This is a genomic window from Gilliamella sp. B2772 (genome assembly GCF_026536985.1).
Lineage (GTDB): Bacteria > Pseudomonadota > Gammaproteobacteria > Enterobacterales > Orbaceae > Gilliamella > Gilliamella apicola_E.
In genome coordinates, this window is sequence record NZ_JAFNNB010000001.1 from 438,882 (window position 1) to 452,986 (window position 14,105).

General features: G+C 31.2%; 15 protein-coding genes and 1 tRNA gene. 10 read left to right on the forward strand and 6 right to left on the reverse strand.

The features are described from left to right. The first annotated feature begins 1 nt into the window (after position 1). The gene (locus tag J3T98_RS02000; RefSeq protein WP_267362005.1) at positions 2-1,468 is read left to right on the forward strand and encodes a sensor histidine kinase; all 1,467 of its coding nucleotides are present in this window, start codon (positions 2-4) and stop codon (positions 1,466-1,468) included. Further along, complete coding sequence (locus J3T98_RS02005; RefSeq protein WP_065563435.1) at positions 1,449-2,132, forward strand: response regulator transcription factor; 684 nt, start codon at positions 1,449-1,451, stop codon at positions 2,130-2,132. The genes J3T98_RS02000 and J3T98_RS02005 overlap by 20 nt, the downstream gene beginning before the upstream one ends. A gap of 254 nt (positions 2,133-2,386) precedes the next feature. Here the strand turns inward: J3T98_RS02005 and J3T98_RS02010 are convergent, their stop codons facing one another. Next, complete coding sequence (locus J3T98_RS02010) at positions 2,387-3,442, reverse strand: bifunctional transcriptional activator/DNA repair enzyme AdaA (protein ID WP_267362006.1); 1,056 nt, start codon at positions 3,440-3,442, stop codon at positions 2,387-2,389. A 301-nt stretch (positions 3,443-3,743) separates the two neighbouring features. On the opposite strand from J3T98_RS02010, the gene J3T98_RS02015 reads away from it, so the two are divergent. Then, entirely contained in the window at positions 3,744-4,394 is a 651-nt protein-coding gene (locus tag J3T98_RS02015) for a DUF421 domain-containing protein (protein WP_081299555.1), read from the forward strand. 75 nt (positions 4,395-4,469) lie between these two features. Here the strand turns inward: J3T98_RS02015 and ispE are convergent, their stop codons facing one another. Both ispE and lolB read right to left on the reverse strand, forming a co-directional pair. After that, entirely contained in the window at positions 4,470-5,309 is an 840-nt protein-coding gene (ispE, locus tag J3T98_RS02020) for a 4-(cytidine 5'-diphospho)-2-C-methyl-D-erythritol kinase (protein ID WP_267336840.1), read from the reverse strand. An 11-nt stretch (positions 5,310-5,320) separates the two neighbouring features. Next, positions 5,321-5,941, reverse strand: a complete 621-nt coding sequence (gene lolB / locus J3T98_RS02025) for a lipoprotein insertase outer membrane protein LolB (RefSeq protein WP_267362007.1) — start codon at positions 5,939-5,941, stop codon at positions 5,321-5,323. Positions 5,942-6,097: 156 nt separating this feature from the next. On the opposite strand from lolB, the gene hemA reads away from it, so the two are divergent. From hemA to J3T98_RS02045, 5 genes are all read left to right on the forward strand, one after another. After that, a complete protein-coding gene (gene hemA / locus J3T98_RS02030) occupies positions 6,098-7,369 on the forward strand; it encodes a glutamyl-tRNA reductase (protein ID WP_267362008.1) in 1,272 nt (423 codons plus the stop codon). 30 nt (positions 7,370-7,399) lie between these two features. Next, a complete protein-coding gene (locus J3T98_RS11190) occupies positions 7,400-7,648 on the forward strand; it encodes a DUF1289 domain-containing protein (RefSeq protein WP_065563430.1) in 249 nt (82 codons plus the stop codon). Positions 7,649-7,761: 113 nt separating this feature from the next. Beyond that, complete coding sequence (locus J3T98_RS02035; protein ID WP_065563429.1) at positions 7,762-8,004, forward strand: zinc ribbon domain-containing protein; 243 nt, start codon at positions 7,762-7,764, stop codon at positions 8,002-8,004. Positions 8,005-8,103: 99 nt separating this feature from the next. Beyond that, positions 8,104-8,190 (forward strand) — tRNA-Leu (locus J3T98_RS02040). A gap of 136 nt (positions 8,191-8,326) precedes the next feature. Further along, complete coding sequence (locus J3T98_RS02045) at positions 8,327-9,166, forward strand: acid phosphatase (protein ID WP_267362009.1); 840 nt, start codon at positions 8,327-8,329, stop codon at positions 9,164-9,166. A gap of 19 nt (positions 9,167-9,185) precedes the next feature. Here J3T98_RS02045 and J3T98_RS02050 read toward each other — a convergent pair whose 3' ends face one another. Then, entirely contained in the window at positions 9,186-10,067 is an 882-nt protein-coding gene (locus J3T98_RS02050; RefSeq protein WP_267362010.1) for a LysR family transcriptional regulator, read from the reverse strand. A gap of 154 nt (positions 10,068-10,221) precedes the next feature. Between J3T98_RS02050 and J3T98_RS02055 the strand changes: the two genes are divergently transcribed. Continuing rightward, complete coding sequence (locus tag J3T98_RS02055) at positions 10,222-11,184, forward strand: aldo/keto reductase (RefSeq protein WP_267362011.1); 963 nt, start codon at positions 10,222-10,224, stop codon at positions 11,182-11,184. A 122-nt stretch (positions 11,185-11,306) separates the two neighbouring features. Here the strand turns inward: J3T98_RS02055 and J3T98_RS02060 are convergent, their stop codons facing one another. Next, positions 11,307-12,059 (reverse strand): hypothetical protein, encoded by a 753-nt coding sequence (locus J3T98_RS02060; protein ID WP_267356720.1) that lies wholly within the window; start codon positions 12,057-12,059, stop codon positions 11,307-11,309. Between the two features lie 29 nt (positions 12,060-12,088). Continuing rightward, the gene (locus J3T98_RS02065; protein WP_267362012.1) at positions 12,089-12,853 is read right to left on the reverse strand and encodes a hypothetical protein; all 765 of its coding nucleotides are present in this window, start codon (positions 12,851-12,853) and stop codon (positions 12,089-12,091) included. A 284-nt stretch (positions 12,854-13,137) separates the two neighbouring features. On the opposite strand from J3T98_RS02065, the gene J3T98_RS02070 reads away from it, so the two are divergent. Next, on the forward strand, positions 13,138-13,962 hold the full coding sequence (locus tag J3T98_RS02070) for a MetQ/NlpA family ABC transporter substrate-binding protein (protein WP_220226059.1): 825 nt from the start codon (positions 13,138-13,140) through the stop codon (positions 13,960-13,962). Positions 13,963-14,105 lie beyond the last annotated feature (143 nt).

The following is a 14,105-nucleotide window of genomic DNA, read 5'->3' on the forward strand; positions in this document are numbered from 1 at the left end:
TATGAAAAGATTAGCAACGATTTTATCTTTAATGATGTTAATAGCGTTTATAAGCTATTTAGGTTGGCGAAGTGTAGAACACGAAGTGTTATTACGAGAAAGCAACCAAATCTTACTCGCCAAAAGCCGTATAAATAATATCAAGTTATCGATTGAATCGTTGCTAAATCAGCGTCTATCTTATTTGAGTAGTTTGTCACTTCAAATTAATGACGACAACGATAAAGCGGAAGATTTATTAGGCACAGAAACTGATATTAAAAATATTTTTATCATCAATAAAAATAAAATTTTATTTGTAAGTGATGTGTATGATTCGCAATGGCATAAGATAGTAGAATCCATCGCTTTAGATAATTCTGTTTTATTCAATCAACAAGATCATACTGAACAGTTTCAACCAAGTTCTGGTTGGTATCAAATGTATAATCACTTAATTTACTGGTCAATTCAATCGGATAATATTATTGGTTTTGAGCTTTCTAACATCAAACTTTCTTTTGATATGATCAATTTATTAGATAAGCAAGCTTTTGATGATAATTTTAAATTATCCGATGGCGATAAGCAGATTTATACCAATGGTGAAAAATCTGACAATGAAATTTTGATATCGCTTGACTATCCTTTACAAAATTGGCATTTAACCTATTATTATTTCTCCCCAAATGTTGTTAATTTGTATTTATTAGGTTCTGTTGTTATTGGTCTTTTCATTACCGTAATACTTGGATTGATTTTCTATAGCTATCGAGAATATACTCGAACATTGCGCTTAGCAAAACAGCAGGTTAGTTTTGTCGGGCAAGTTTCCCATGAATTTAAAACCCCCCTAACCAATATCACACTATATTCTGAAATGTTGTCAGAGTATCTAGAAGATGAGCCTGCGCCCATTCCTGATTATTTGCATGTAATCAGTGCTGAAAGTAAGAGATTAACTAGGCTAGTTCAAAATGTTTTAAGTTTTAATAAACCACTTAGTGTCAATATAAAACCAGTTAATTTAACCGAGCTAATCAACCAGATATATCATACCTTTAGTCCTATTTTAGAGGCAAAATCGTTACATCTTAATATCACTAATATTGCAAGTGATTGTATTGTTAATACAGATGAAGACAGTGTAATGCAAATTCTCAATAATTTTCTAAGTAATGCTGAGAAATATGCTTCTAAGGGCAAGCAAGTTGATTTATCTTTAACTAAATCGGGAAAACAGGTGATAATTACGGTTCGAGATTATGGTGAGGGCATTGCTAATCATTTATTAAAACAGATTTTTGATCCTTTTTATCGGGTTAGCTCATCCATAACCGAAGGGGTTTCAGGTACTGGAATAGGGTTGACGATTGCCAATCAGTTAGCTAATCAGATCAATGGTGAAATTAAAGTTATGAATCAGAATCCAGGAATTGCGTTTTCACTTATTTTAATGGAGTTAGAAAATGAAGATTTTAATTGCTGAAGACGATAAGCATATTCTTAATGGTATGTCAGATCTTCTAGAAAAAGAAGGTTATACGATTATCAAAGCAAATGATGGTAAAGTTGCACTTGAAATGTTTAATCAACATCAACCCGATTTTATTATTTTAGATATTATGATGCCTGAACTTGACGGTTATTCTGTTTGTCGTGAAATCCGTAAATTAAATGAGGATGTGCCAATTCTATTTTTATCTGCTAAAGATGAAGAGATCGACCGAGTAATTGGATTAGAGCTCGGTGCTGATGATTATATGAATAAGCCATTTGGTATTCATGAACTTAGGGCAAGAATCAAGGCAATTGCCAAACGTTACTTAAAATCAAAATATTCAAATTGCTCTAAAGAAGACTATTTTCAATTTGGTGATTTAAATGTCTATTCTTCCGAATTGTATGCAAAAAGAAACGATCAGGTTATTGAATTAACCTTAAGAGAAATTAAGATTTTAGAGTGTTTATATCAATTTAAAAATCAGGTTGTTACTCGAGATATGCTTTTTGATTATGTTTGGGGATATGATTTTTTACCTAATAGCAGAACGCTCGATCAACATATTTCAAAATTAAGAAAACAAATAGAAATTAATCCATCCACACCAACTTTAATTAAAACTGTTCATGGGATTGGTTATAAACATTAAATTTAATATGAATTTAATGAAGTTCAATTTTATTTTATGCAGGTAACATATTATTTGTAGTAGCTCAAACCGGATAAGATAGTTACCTGTTTTTTATAGGTGTCATTGCATGAACAAAAAACAGCTAAGCATTAAAATTAAACTAACTATTATTTTAATGGTTAATAATCCTCAATCCTGCTGTTCTCATCAATCCTTTTAATATACTCTTTTAACTTTGTTAAATTAATCTATTTTTTAGATAAAAATAGTTATTAATTTGAGTGTGTATCTGATTTTATGATTCTATTTTCATGTTCAATTAACCACTTTTTTCTTTCTAATCCACCACCATAGCCAATAAGTTCTCCATTTGTTCCGATTACTCGATGGCAAGGTATAATGATCGCAACTCGGTTATAACCATTTGCGCTGGCTACGGCTCGGATTGCTTGTGGTTTATTAATCTTTTGCGCTTGTTTTTTATAGGTGGTTAATTCGCCATAAGGAATTTGCTTTAAGCAATCCCAAACGGTTTGTTGAAATAACGTACCTGGGGTATGTAAGGCAATGGTAAAATCTTTTCTTGTTCCCTTAAAATATTCGGCAATTTGAACTTTAGTTTGTTTAATATGTTCATTTTCACCAAATATAATCTTCATTTTAAGTAAAGATTGTAGTTGTTCAAATTCGGTTTCTAGCATTCTTCGATCTACAAATTCTAGTAGACAAACTCCGAGACTAGTAGCGCAAACAAACATTGGGCCGAGCGGGGTAGTAAAACGGTCAATTAAAATGATGTCTTGTTGATTGCTAGTTGAAGGTGATTTTTTCATGATTTTTTTGTAGGTGTAACCAAATCCACTTAAGGAGTTGTAGCCACTATCCATTGCAGTATTAATCACATTTTTTCCTGATTTTAATTCTTGGAAAGCATTGTTAATTCGATACATTCGTTGATAAGCATGGAAGGTGATCCCATAGTGTTTTTTGAACCATCTGCGAATAATTTCAGGGCTTAATTGATTTTGTCTTAATTGATAATCGGTAATCTTATTTTTAGGATTATTGCTAATTAATGATATTGCTTTAATTATTTCGCCTGGTGCAGCGTTTTCAGTGGGTCTACATATTTTGCAAGGTCGATAACCCGCATCAAGAGCTGATTTGAATGAAGAGAAAAATTCAACATTTTCAAATTTTGGTTTTCTGGCTCGGCATGTAGCAATACAAAAAACTGAAGTGGTTTTAACTCCAGCATAGAAAACTCCAACATAACTTTCATCTTTTTCAAGTAACGCTTTGTAATAAATTTCTTTTTGATTAAGCATTTTATATCTTAATTTTTAACTGTTAAATGATGGATCAAGCTTATTAAAAAAAGCTTTTGTTTCGCAAAATTGACAACTATTTTTATTTAGTCTTTTATTATATTTTTTATCGATATGAAAAAAATAGATTGATAAATTAATCAATATCAATCTAATATTAAAGCGTCACTCAATTACACACGATTTATATAATCAAATTTTCTAATTTATTAAAATCTCTTCTAAAATTTTATAGGTTTTCAGTATTAACTTTAATATTTATTGTTTTACTAGCTTAGGTCTTTAACATTTGGAGAGTACTATGCTTAACTATCTGGATTTTATTATTATTGCTTTAAAGTTATTGGTTGTTTTTATATGTATCGTTTTATTCTTAAAAATAACAGGTAAAACATCACTATCACAAATGTCGAGCATTGATTTTATAGGGAATATGATATTAGGTGGGATTGCAGGTGGAATTATCTATAATCCTAAATTGACCATATATGATTTTATTGTTGTCTTGTTGATGTGGACAGCAATCATGTATACCTCTAATTATTTAAAAAAACGAAGTCAAAATGCTAAAGCCTTTATTGTTGGTAATCCAATTATATTAATGGATCATGGAAAATTAAAATTAGATGCTTTCACCTCGATTAATTTAGATTTGGCTAGTTTTGCAGTACTACTCAGAATGAAGAATGTTTTCAACATTCATTGTGTTGAAAAAGCTATTTTGGAGCCTAATGGGCAATTATCAATAGTTAAAAAAGGGGATAAGGACATATCCGTCATTGTATTAGAAAACGAACAACCCGTTGATAATGTTTTAGAGCAACTAGGTAAGGATGAAAAATGGTTAAAATCCGCGTTAGCTGATCAAGGTTATAAAAGTTTTGAAGGGCTTTATTGCGTTGAGTATTATGATCATCATCTTTTTGTTATACCAAATGATGCTATACATTAAGGTTGCGACTTTGTCGATTTTAGATGATTAACCATACAAATTAGTTATATGGTTAATCATGTTAAGCAAAATTAATTAATCTGCATACAGTGGTGATAAGTTTAGTGATTTAGTTATAAAGTTTTTCACTGAGAGGGATTTCAGTTCATTTTGTATCGACAATGCTTGTTCTTTAGAATCACAACGAGTGAAAACACATGCTCCTGTCCCAGTTAGCCTTGTTGGAGCAAATTGGGACAAATACGATATAAGCTGATCGACTTGAGGATAACGTTCACGCACAATAGGTTCACAATCGTTAGTAAATTTATCAAAAGGAATTGACATTAATTGTTCAATAGTTCGTTTAGGTGTGTCACGCTGTAATTTAGGATCGTTAAATACTTTAACTGTTGAAATTTCAATATTAGGACAACTAACTAAATACCAATATTGAGGAATATCAACTTGTTGAAACTGATCGCCGATACCTTCAGCAAATGCTGAGTGACCATAAATGAAAATAGGCACATCGGCTCCAATTGAACGGCCTATTGTTATTAAAGTTTGTTGCTCAATATTTAAATTCCATAATTGGTTTAAAGCAACAAGAACTGTTGCAGCATTGGAAGACGCACCGCCAAGTCCTCCTCCCATTGGGATCATTTTCTCTATAGCAATATCCACACCAAGTTCACTATTATTTGCATAGGATTTTAACCGCTGAGCTGCAATAGTGATTAGATTTTTATCTTCAGGGACTTGTTCAAATTGAGTTAATAATCTTATTTTACCATCATTACGAACATTAAAAGTCAGTTTGTCGCAAACATCAATAAACTGGAATAATGTCTGTAAATTGTGATAATTGTCTGGACGACGTCCAGTAATGTATAAAAATAAATTTAATTTAGCTGGCGATAACCAATGTTTCATATTCTGTTCCGTTAGTTTAACGTCCAGTTGCTAATTTTTAAGCGAATAAGTTCATCATCATGTGAAAGTTCAATGATGGCTGGTAAATCAACTTTTTTATTTTTGAAAGTATAAGTTGCATAGCTCAAAATCTTTAATGACCATTTATTGTTATTTTGCATAAAAGATGTTGATGCAAGCCTACCTGAGTTATCTAATTTATCGGTTTGGTTATCATCAGAAAAGCCTTTTAACCAATTATGTAAAGAGTTAAGAGGAATGTTGATGTTAGAAACTTTTTTCATTAATCTTTCAATATTAACATCATTATAATGTCCACCATTTTTATCCACTAATTCGGCATAGTTTGGTTCAGACTTTAGTGTTAAAATATTGGTTCCTACAGGTGTCGTTAATTTAACCTCATAATGATCTTGTGATTGTTGAATAATGAGGAAACGACCATAGTTTTTCGTTTTTGTTCCAGTATGAGCAATACTACCATTAACCTTAAAAGAATTAATTTGTTCAAGTATCTGTTTATGGCTTTGCCATTGTTGCTCGATTGATGCGTTAGATTGGTATTTTGTTGTTTGACATGCAGTAATCATTAATGGCAATATAAAAAGTAACGCAAATTTGATTTTTTTCATAAAATAACTCTTAAGTAGTTATGGTCAAAAGTAGGGCATATTATAGCTGATAATTTTGCGAATAAGAAAAAGTAACTGTAATTAACCTTTATTATTTTTTTAGCTATAATATTTAAATTTAGACGCTTTATAAACTATTATAAAAGAATCAATGCAATGTCTATTACAGTATTGGGTGTAAACCATAAAAGTGCGTCAGTCGCTTTAAGAGAAAAAATTGCTTTTTCTAATGAGATTATTGATAAGGCATTATATAGTCTATATCAGCATCCTTTAATTACTGGGTGCGTCATTTTGTCAACTTGTAATCGCACAGAAATTTACCTAAGTTATGAGGATGAGACAGATTTTTTTCGAGTAAAGCAATCTGTTGAAAATTGGTTAGGACAATTTCATCAAGTTGATTTGGATGTTTTTAATAATTCACTATATTGCTATGAAGGCCAGAAAGCTGTCGAACATCTTATGTCTGTTGCTTGTGGTATTGATTCGTTAATTATTGGTGAGCCTCAAATTCTTGGTCAAGTAAAACAAGCTTATAATTTTGCTCAACAAAATAATTGTTTGTCAGTTCAGCTTGAAAAACTCTTTCAATCTATTTTTCATGTAGCCAAAATTGTTCGAACAGAAACTAATATTGGAGCAAATACCGTTTCGGTAGCTTACGCGGCGTGCTTAGTTGCGCGTGATCTTTTCTCTGATGTGTCTGAGTTAAGTGTAATGCTAGTGGGAGCAGGTGAGACCATTGAGCTTATTTCTCGCTACTTAAAGCCTCATGGATTCAAACATGTTATTGTTGCTAATCGAACAAGAGATAAAGCGCTAAAATTAGCATCTATTATTGATGCTGAGATCATCTCTTTACCCGATATTGCTAATCGACTCAAAGAGGTTGATATTGTCATTAGTTCAACTGCTAGTCCTTTACCTATTATTGGCAAAGGGATGGTTGAACGGACACTACATGAACGAAATAATAATCCAATGTTATTTATCGATTTAGCCGTTCCTCGTGATGTTGAGTCAGAAATTAGTCAACTCGAAAATGTTTATCTTTATACTGTTGATGATCTGCAACAAACCGTTCAGAACAATCTAGAACAACGGATTATTGCTGCCAATGAAGCTGAATATATTATTCATGAGCAAGCTGAGTTGTATATCGATTGGCTAAAAACCAGACATGCTGTTGAATATGTAAAGCAATATCGCCAGAATGCACAAGTTATTAAGCGTGAATTAGAATTAAAAGCGTTAAAAGCAATTAAACAAGGTGCCAATATTGATGATGTATTTTTTGAGTTTTCACATAAATTGACTAATAAATTGATTCATGCACCAACACAAACTTTGCTTGAGGCGGCAACACATGATTGTGATGATTGTTTTAAAATATTAAGTAAAGGATTAGGCTTAAAAGAGCTTTAATAGTTGTTGATCTTCATAGGAAGAGATAGATTGGATCAAATTGAATTTTTTGACATACAAAGCCCATGTAGACGAGTATGTGAGACAGATAAGCAAGGTTATTGCATCAAATGCTTTCGTTCCAGGGAGGAAAGATTCAATTGGTTAAAATTTTCAGATGTTCAAAAACAAGAAATTTTGCGATTATGTAAGCAAAGGGCATTAAGACGCCGCTATCAATTATTACAACAACAAAATAATAATCAAATAAATACTGCACAAATTGATTTCACTTTTTAATAAAAAATAGCCATTCTTATATATCTTGTATTCAATCTAAACTCGGAGTAGCATTTTTATTCAGGTTAAGTCGATTTATTTTAATTACCTGCAAATTAATTGGAATTTAAAATATGAAAATGTGTATTGCTTGTGGTATGCCAATGACAGCTATTGCTGATTATCCTTTACATGATTTGTCGAAAAACTACTGTAAACATTGCGCTCATTCAGATGGTTCAATGAAAACCTTTGATGAAAAATGGCAAGAAGTTACTCTTAAATATTCAAATAACCATAATGTTGATTATTTAGTGGCAAAAGAGACCGCTTATACTATTTTAAAAAAATTACCTGCTTGGAAACGTAAATGGTAGTAGAAATTTTAGGCAACTAACTGCGTTTATAATAATATCTGTTGCAGATATCACAAAGCTTAGTATAATTGCCAACGTTTACTTATTTACACTTCAGATGCCAGTGTGGCGAAATTGGTAGACGCAGCGGATTCAAAATCCGCCGCCCTTAAAAGCGTGTCGGTTCGAGTCCGACCACTGGCACCAATAATAGATCATATTTCAATTGCTCACCCAAATCCTAAAAAATTAATACTAAATAAAGTTATTATTATCATCAAAATTTTTCCAAGTTCTCCGAAGTAAGCCTGTTTAATCATTAATCTGGTAATAGGAGTAAAATATGGCAGAAAAAATAAATGTTAGAAAATTGACAATTTTCATTTCAACACTCTACTGTTCTTTAATATTTTCTTCATCATTATTTGCTTTTCAAAAAGGATCAACAGAAGACTTTCTTGGTCATGAAGTTGGGGTTACATATCATACTGCCGATCAAGCCGTTAGTAGTAAAGAATACTTGCCTATTTATCCTCAAGAAGGTACGCCTGAATTTGAAGCAGATAAGATTGCCTATTTACATGGTTATAATCTCAAAGATACTGATCGTTGGAAACAAGCAACAAAGGATGCTGATTTGCATACGGCAAATGTAGCTGAAATTTTTTCTGAACCTTTAGGTATTACAATATCACCCGAAACAACACCCACTTTATATAAAATGTTTGGTGATTTATTGGTTGATTCTGCTGATAATGCCACTAAAACGGCTAAAGAGTTTTATATGCGAAAACGTCCTTTTGTCTATTTTGGTAATCACTCTTGCCAACCTGTTGATGAAGAAGAACGATTACGTCAAAATGGTTCATTTCCATCAGGTCATACCGCTTATGGTTGGACATTAGCTTTAGTTCTAGCTCAAATTTCACCTTCACATGCTGAAGCGTTAATCAAACGAGGCTATGAGTTTGGTCAAAGCAGAATGATTTGTGGGGCCCATTGGCAGACCGACGTAAATGCCGGTAGAATGGTTGGGGCAGTGGAGTACTCAAAATTACAAACTATCCCACAGTTTCAAGAAGATCTTCGCAAAGCAATTGACGAAGTTAATCATCAATATAGTTTATTAAAAAATGATAGGCCATTTTGGAAAATTAAAAAGGCAGTATTACTGCCTTTTTAAAATATAAAGATTAATCTAATTAAGATTTCAATGCATCTAAAACAAGTTTAAAAACATTTGAATGGCCTTTACGGCTTGGATAATAGATATAAAATGGCTCATAGGTAATTGAATAGTCGCTTAATAATTCTATAAGTCTTCCAGTTGCTAATTCATTTTTTACATCAGGATAACCAATCCAACAAATACCTAAGCCATCAAGTATCGCCTGTTTTCTTAAATGATTATTGATGGAGAAGTGAGTAGAGGGGTGATATTGAATAATATTACCACTATTAGTAAATTCCCAAATTGTTTCCATTCCATGTTGGCTTGAAACTTTTTTGCCAATTAAAAGATGTTGATCTAAATCACTTATCTGTTTAGGCTCTTTTCTCTGCTTTAGATAATCAGGACTAGCAACTAGGACCATTCGCAAAGGATCTGATATTTTTACAGCAACCATTTCTTTAGCAAGGTCATTCCCAATTCTAGAACCCATATCAAAACCATCTTTAACGATATCGACTAGATTATTGTCACATTCAATTTCAATCTTAATTTGTGGATAGCGTAAGGAAAATTGACTTAATTTAGGATATATAAAGTTTTCAATCGCAATATTTGATGCGTTGATCCTAATTGTACCTGATGGCGTATCTAAATAATCGCCAAGTGCGTTAACTTCTTCATTTATCTGTTTAAATAGAGGCGCTAGTTGTTTATAAAGTTGTTCACCAGCTTCAGTTAGTGAAAGACTTCGAGTTGTACGATTAAATAGCCTGAGATTTAATCGAGTTTCTAAATTCCTCATACTATGGCTTAATGCGGAAGAGGAAACTCCCAAAGATTTAGCTGCTCCAATAAAGCTTTTTGCTTCAGCGATAGTAATAAAGTAATTGAGTTCATTATAGTTATGCATAATATATAAAATTAATGAATTTAATTCATGATACTATAAATGAATACCCTGTTTATCTCAATAAAAGTTATCTCTAAAATAATATTATCAAAATTGACTTTTTATCAATTTATTAAATTATTTAAACGATTCTGACATACTGAGGAGTTATTGTATGGATTATATAAAATTAGGTACTTCTGATATTGAGGTCTCCAGGTTTTGCTTAGGATGTATGAGTTTTGGTGATCCTGCCAGTAAAATGCATGACTGGACACTTAATCCCGACCAAAGTGAAGCCATCATTAAACATGCTTTAGATCTAGGTATTAATTTTATTGATACAGCTAATACTTATTCAAGTGGAACTAGCGAGGAATATGTTGGAAGAGCATTGAAACGAAATATCGCTAGAGATAAAGTCGTTTTGGCCACTAAAGTCTATTTTAACGAAGGACACCTCTCTAAAACAGCTATTGAAAGAGAAATTGATGGATCCCTTAAACGATTGGGTACCGATTACGTCGATTTATACATAATTCATCGTTTTGATTACAGTACACCGATTGAAGAGACCATGGCGGCATTACATCATTTGGTCGATATGGGTAAGGTACGAGCCCTAGGTGCTTCGGCAATGTATGGTTATCAATTTTATAATATGCAGCTGGCAGCTAAGCAAAATGGTTGGACTCAATTTGTTTCAATGCAAAATCACTATAATTTATTATATCGGGAAGATGAAAGAGAGTTAATTCCGATCTGTAAGCAATTCCATGTTTCATTAACTCCTTATAGCCCATTAGCGGCTGGTAGACTTTCCCGATTAGAATGGAAAACCGATACGTTGCGAAGTAAAACTGATAAAGTCGCTATTGCCAAATATGATAGTACGCAACAAATAGATAGAGAAATTGTTGTAAGAGTAAATGATATCGCACAAAAATATGGTGTAACCATGACGCAAGTTGCGCTAGCATGGCAATTTGCTAAAGGCGTTGCATCACCTATCATTGGTGCAACCAAAACGCAATATTTGGATGATGCAGTCGGCGCGTTAAAAGTTTCATTAACTAAAGATGATATTGCTTATCTTGAGGAACTTTATATCCCCCATGTTATTATGGGAGCAATCTAAAAGTATTGTTTTTTAACTGTTTTTTACAGCTCACTAATCCTCGATATTATATTTGAAATATCGAGGGTTAAATAATAAATTGATTTTAAATAATATTTAAATGACTTTTTTTATAAATTTAATCAAAAGTATTCCAAATTTCGTAAATAAAAATGCGTCGTCACTTTATTTGGACCTAAACAATATTCTTTAGTCCAATCGCCGTGCTGATTATAATCACCATAAGAACACTCTTCCTTCATCTCAGCTATTCTTTGATTGTTTTCATCGAGTGCAATTTTGCCAAATTCAATTTTGTAGTCGTATTGAATTCTTTTACTCAATTGTTTTTTATCATTATAAAAATATTTATATTCTCTTAAAACAACGATGAAACTGTCAGTTTCATCGTATTTTTGAAAAATTTCTACAACCCTTTTAGAGACTAAATCGTTTTCGTAATAAACTTGACTAATGAAATCCAAGTCATAGGTTGAATCTTCAATTTTTATTATTCGCCCATTAGAATCATAACCTACCAATAATTTATTATTTTTTTTAGCATCCTGATAAGAAAGAATATTTTTTTCTTGATCAAACTTGATATCAAGATTCAGGTTCTTATTTTCAGATTCATAAGTATATTTCCCATTTTTATAATCAATAACAAATTTATAATAATCTAAAGTCATTGATTCAATGAGTCCATCGGTATTTGCCGTTAAAGTTACAGGATTATCCCCTTTTATTGACTGTTCTTTAATTGGAATGGAATAGGGGGCTAAATCTATACCGGCATGAATTAAATAGCTATTTTCAACGGCTATATTGGGTGTATGATTATCTTTACATCCAAATAGCGCTAAACTTATAAGAAGAATTATTTTGATTTTCATTATTATACTCCTGTTTATTTACTTAAAGGTTAATATTCAATTTCACGTAAAACAAAGAAACTGAAATTTTCATTAGGCTTTAAGCAATAATATTTCGTCCAATCACCAAATTGATTAAAATCATAAAATTGGCATTCTAATTTTTGGTTATTTTTTGTTATATAATCATCTAAATAAATTATTTTTTTATCAATTTGATGATGATTATTATAAAAATATTCAACTTCATTTTTTGACATTAGTTTTGTTTCATCATTTTCTTTAAGTGTGGTTTCTGTAATGATTTTTTTCAAATTATTTTGGTCATAAAGAAATGTTGATACGAAGGTAATAAGATTAGGATCAGTTTTTTTTGTAAGCTTAATCAATCTTTTTTGCTCATCATATTTAGCATACCAAGCAATAGGTAGCTTTGCTTCATGAATTTCGGTCATGTTCTTGTCATTATCGAATTTTATATAAAATTCTAAAAGAAATTGATCTTGTTGCGAGAAAATCATTAAGGATTTTTGGTAATCAATATCTATTTTGACTGGAAATGCTTTATCTAATGATTGATTAAAAATAGGTTGAATTTCGGGTGAAACAACAGAGGTAATAAAACCTTGCTGATTTATAGTAAACTCTTGGTTTATGCTACCAGATAGTATTTGTTTTTTTATTGGTTTGGAAAATGGTTTAAGTTCAGGAGCTTGAAAAAATAAGTAATTATTATTAATAGCTTGCTCATTATCACTCTTTGGGTTACAGCCAATTATCAAAAATAATAAAAAGCAAATGATAGTTTTTTTCATTATGATCCTTATGTTTAAAATCTGGTCCTAATCCTAAGGATACCATTATTTTTTTAATATAATAAGGACATTGAACTCAAAAGCTTAATAATATTAAGGATACTAGTTTAACTAATTTATTGATATCCTATTTTCTTAGCGATATTTTAATCTTATTTCACATATTTCCAATTTGAATATAGATATAATTTTTTCGTATTATCCCAATAGTTATTCACCGACTATAATGACTCAATAGTCGTATCAGAATATGTTCGACTAATTTATCTTAATAGGGAGTGATAATGAAAAAATATATTTACCTGTTTATATTATTAGGATTTACATTAATTGGGTGTGACAACAAGTCAGATTCAGCTAAAAATAACCAACAAGAGAAGAAAGAAATCGTAGTTGGTTTGCCACCAAGTATGCATAATATAATGATGGAAAAAGTCGTAAAACCTGCTTTAGAACAAGAAGGTTACAAAGTTAAGATGGTAAATTTCAGTTCATTAAGGGATTCAAATACCGCTTTAGTTGAAGGAAGTATTGATCTCAATGCCGCTCAACATCAATCTTATTTAGATGTATATAATAAAGAAACTAAGAGTGATCTTGTTTCTTTAGTTCATATTCCTTCAATATCCGCGGCGCTTTTTTCACAGAAACATCATTCAATAAATGAAATTGCTGATGGACAGACAATTCTTATTCCAAATGACCCATCAAATAAAGCTCGTTCATTACAATTATTACAAAGTTTGAATTGGATCACCTTAAAACCTGAAAGTGAAGCAGGAACGTTAGATTTAAATGATATTGCAGAAAATAAGTATAATTTAAAATTTAAAGCAATATTATCTGAAATTATTCCTAGAACGCTTAATGAGGTTGATTATGCCATAATGCCTGGGGGAATAGCATGGTTAAGTCATATTCCGGCAGATAATGTTTTAGTTCAAGAAAAGTTAACTCCGAATCTTGAATTAATGGTCGTAGTTAAGAAAGAAAACTTAAATACCAAGTGGGCGCAAGATGTAAAAAAACTTTATCAATCAGATCAGCTTAGAAAATTTATTAATGAAGATCCTGACGCTAAAGGTCGCTTTATTTGGCCACAGCAGTAAATCTTTCCAAGATATCCTAATTACTATTAGGATATTTTTCATATTTTATATAACTGCTTTCAAACTTTCATTAGATCAAAAACTATTTTGTAAAGCAATTTAAAGATAAATAATTCATTTATTTTGATTTTTCACCATGATAA

What these genes read in the sequence shown, in the direction of transcription:
- J3T98_RS02065 (WP_267362012.1), bottom strand. Translation starts at nt 12,853, where the DNA reads ATGAAAAAAACTATCATTTGCTTTTTATTATTTTTGATAATTGGCTGT.
- J3T98_RS02015 (WP_081299555.1), top strand. Translation starts at nt 3,744, where the DNA reads ATGCTTAACTATCTGGATTTTATTATTATTGCTTTAAAGTTATTGGTT.
- J3T98_RS02000 (WP_267362005.1), top strand. Translation starts at nt 2, where the DNA reads ATGAAAAGATTAGCAACGATTTTATCTTTAATGATGTTAATAGCGTTT.
- J3T98_RS02060 (WP_267356720.1), bottom strand. Translation starts at nt 12,059, where the DNA reads ATGAAAATCAAAATAATTCTTCTTATAAGTTTAGCGCTATTTGGATGT.
- J3T98_RS02045 (WP_267362009.1), top strand. Translation starts at nt 8,327, where the DNA reads ATGGCAGAAAAAATAAATGTTAGAAAATTGACAATTTTCATTTCAACA.
- hemA (WP_267362008.1), top strand. Translation starts at nt 6,098, where the DNA reads ATGTCTATTACAGTATTGGGTGTAAACCATAAAAGTGCGTCAGTCGCT.
- ispE (WP_267336840.1), bottom strand. Translation starts at nt 5,309, where the DNA reads ATGAAACATTGGTTATCGCCAGCTAAATTAAATTTATTTTTATACATT.
- lolB (WP_267362007.1), bottom strand. Translation starts at nt 5,941, where the DNA reads ATGAAAAAAATCAAATTTGCGTTACTTTTTATATTGCCATTAATGATT.
- J3T98_RS02050 (WP_267362010.1), bottom strand. Translation starts at nt 10,067, where the DNA reads ATGCATAACTATAATGAACTCAATTACTTTATTACTATCGCTGAAGCA.
- J3T98_RS02005 (WP_065563435.1), top strand. Translation starts at nt 1,449, where the DNA reads ATGAAGATTTTAATTGCTGAAGACGATAAGCATATTCTTAATGGTATG.
- J3T98_RS02035 (WP_065563429.1), top strand. Translation starts at nt 7,762, where the DNA reads ATGAAAATGTGTATTGCTTGTGGTATGCCAATGACAGCTATTGCTGAT.
- J3T98_RS02055 (WP_267362011.1), top strand. Translation starts at nt 10,222, where the DNA reads ATGGATTATATAAAATTAGGTACTTCTGATATTGAGGTCTCCAGGTTT.
- J3T98_RS02010 (WP_267362006.1), bottom strand. Translation starts at nt 3,442, where the DNA reads ATGCTTAATCAAAAAGAAATTTATTACAAAGCGTTACTTGAAAAAGAT.
- J3T98_RS02070 (WP_220226059.1), top strand. Translation starts at nt 13,138, where the DNA reads ATGAAAAAATATATTTACCTGTTTATATTATTAGGATTTACATTAATT.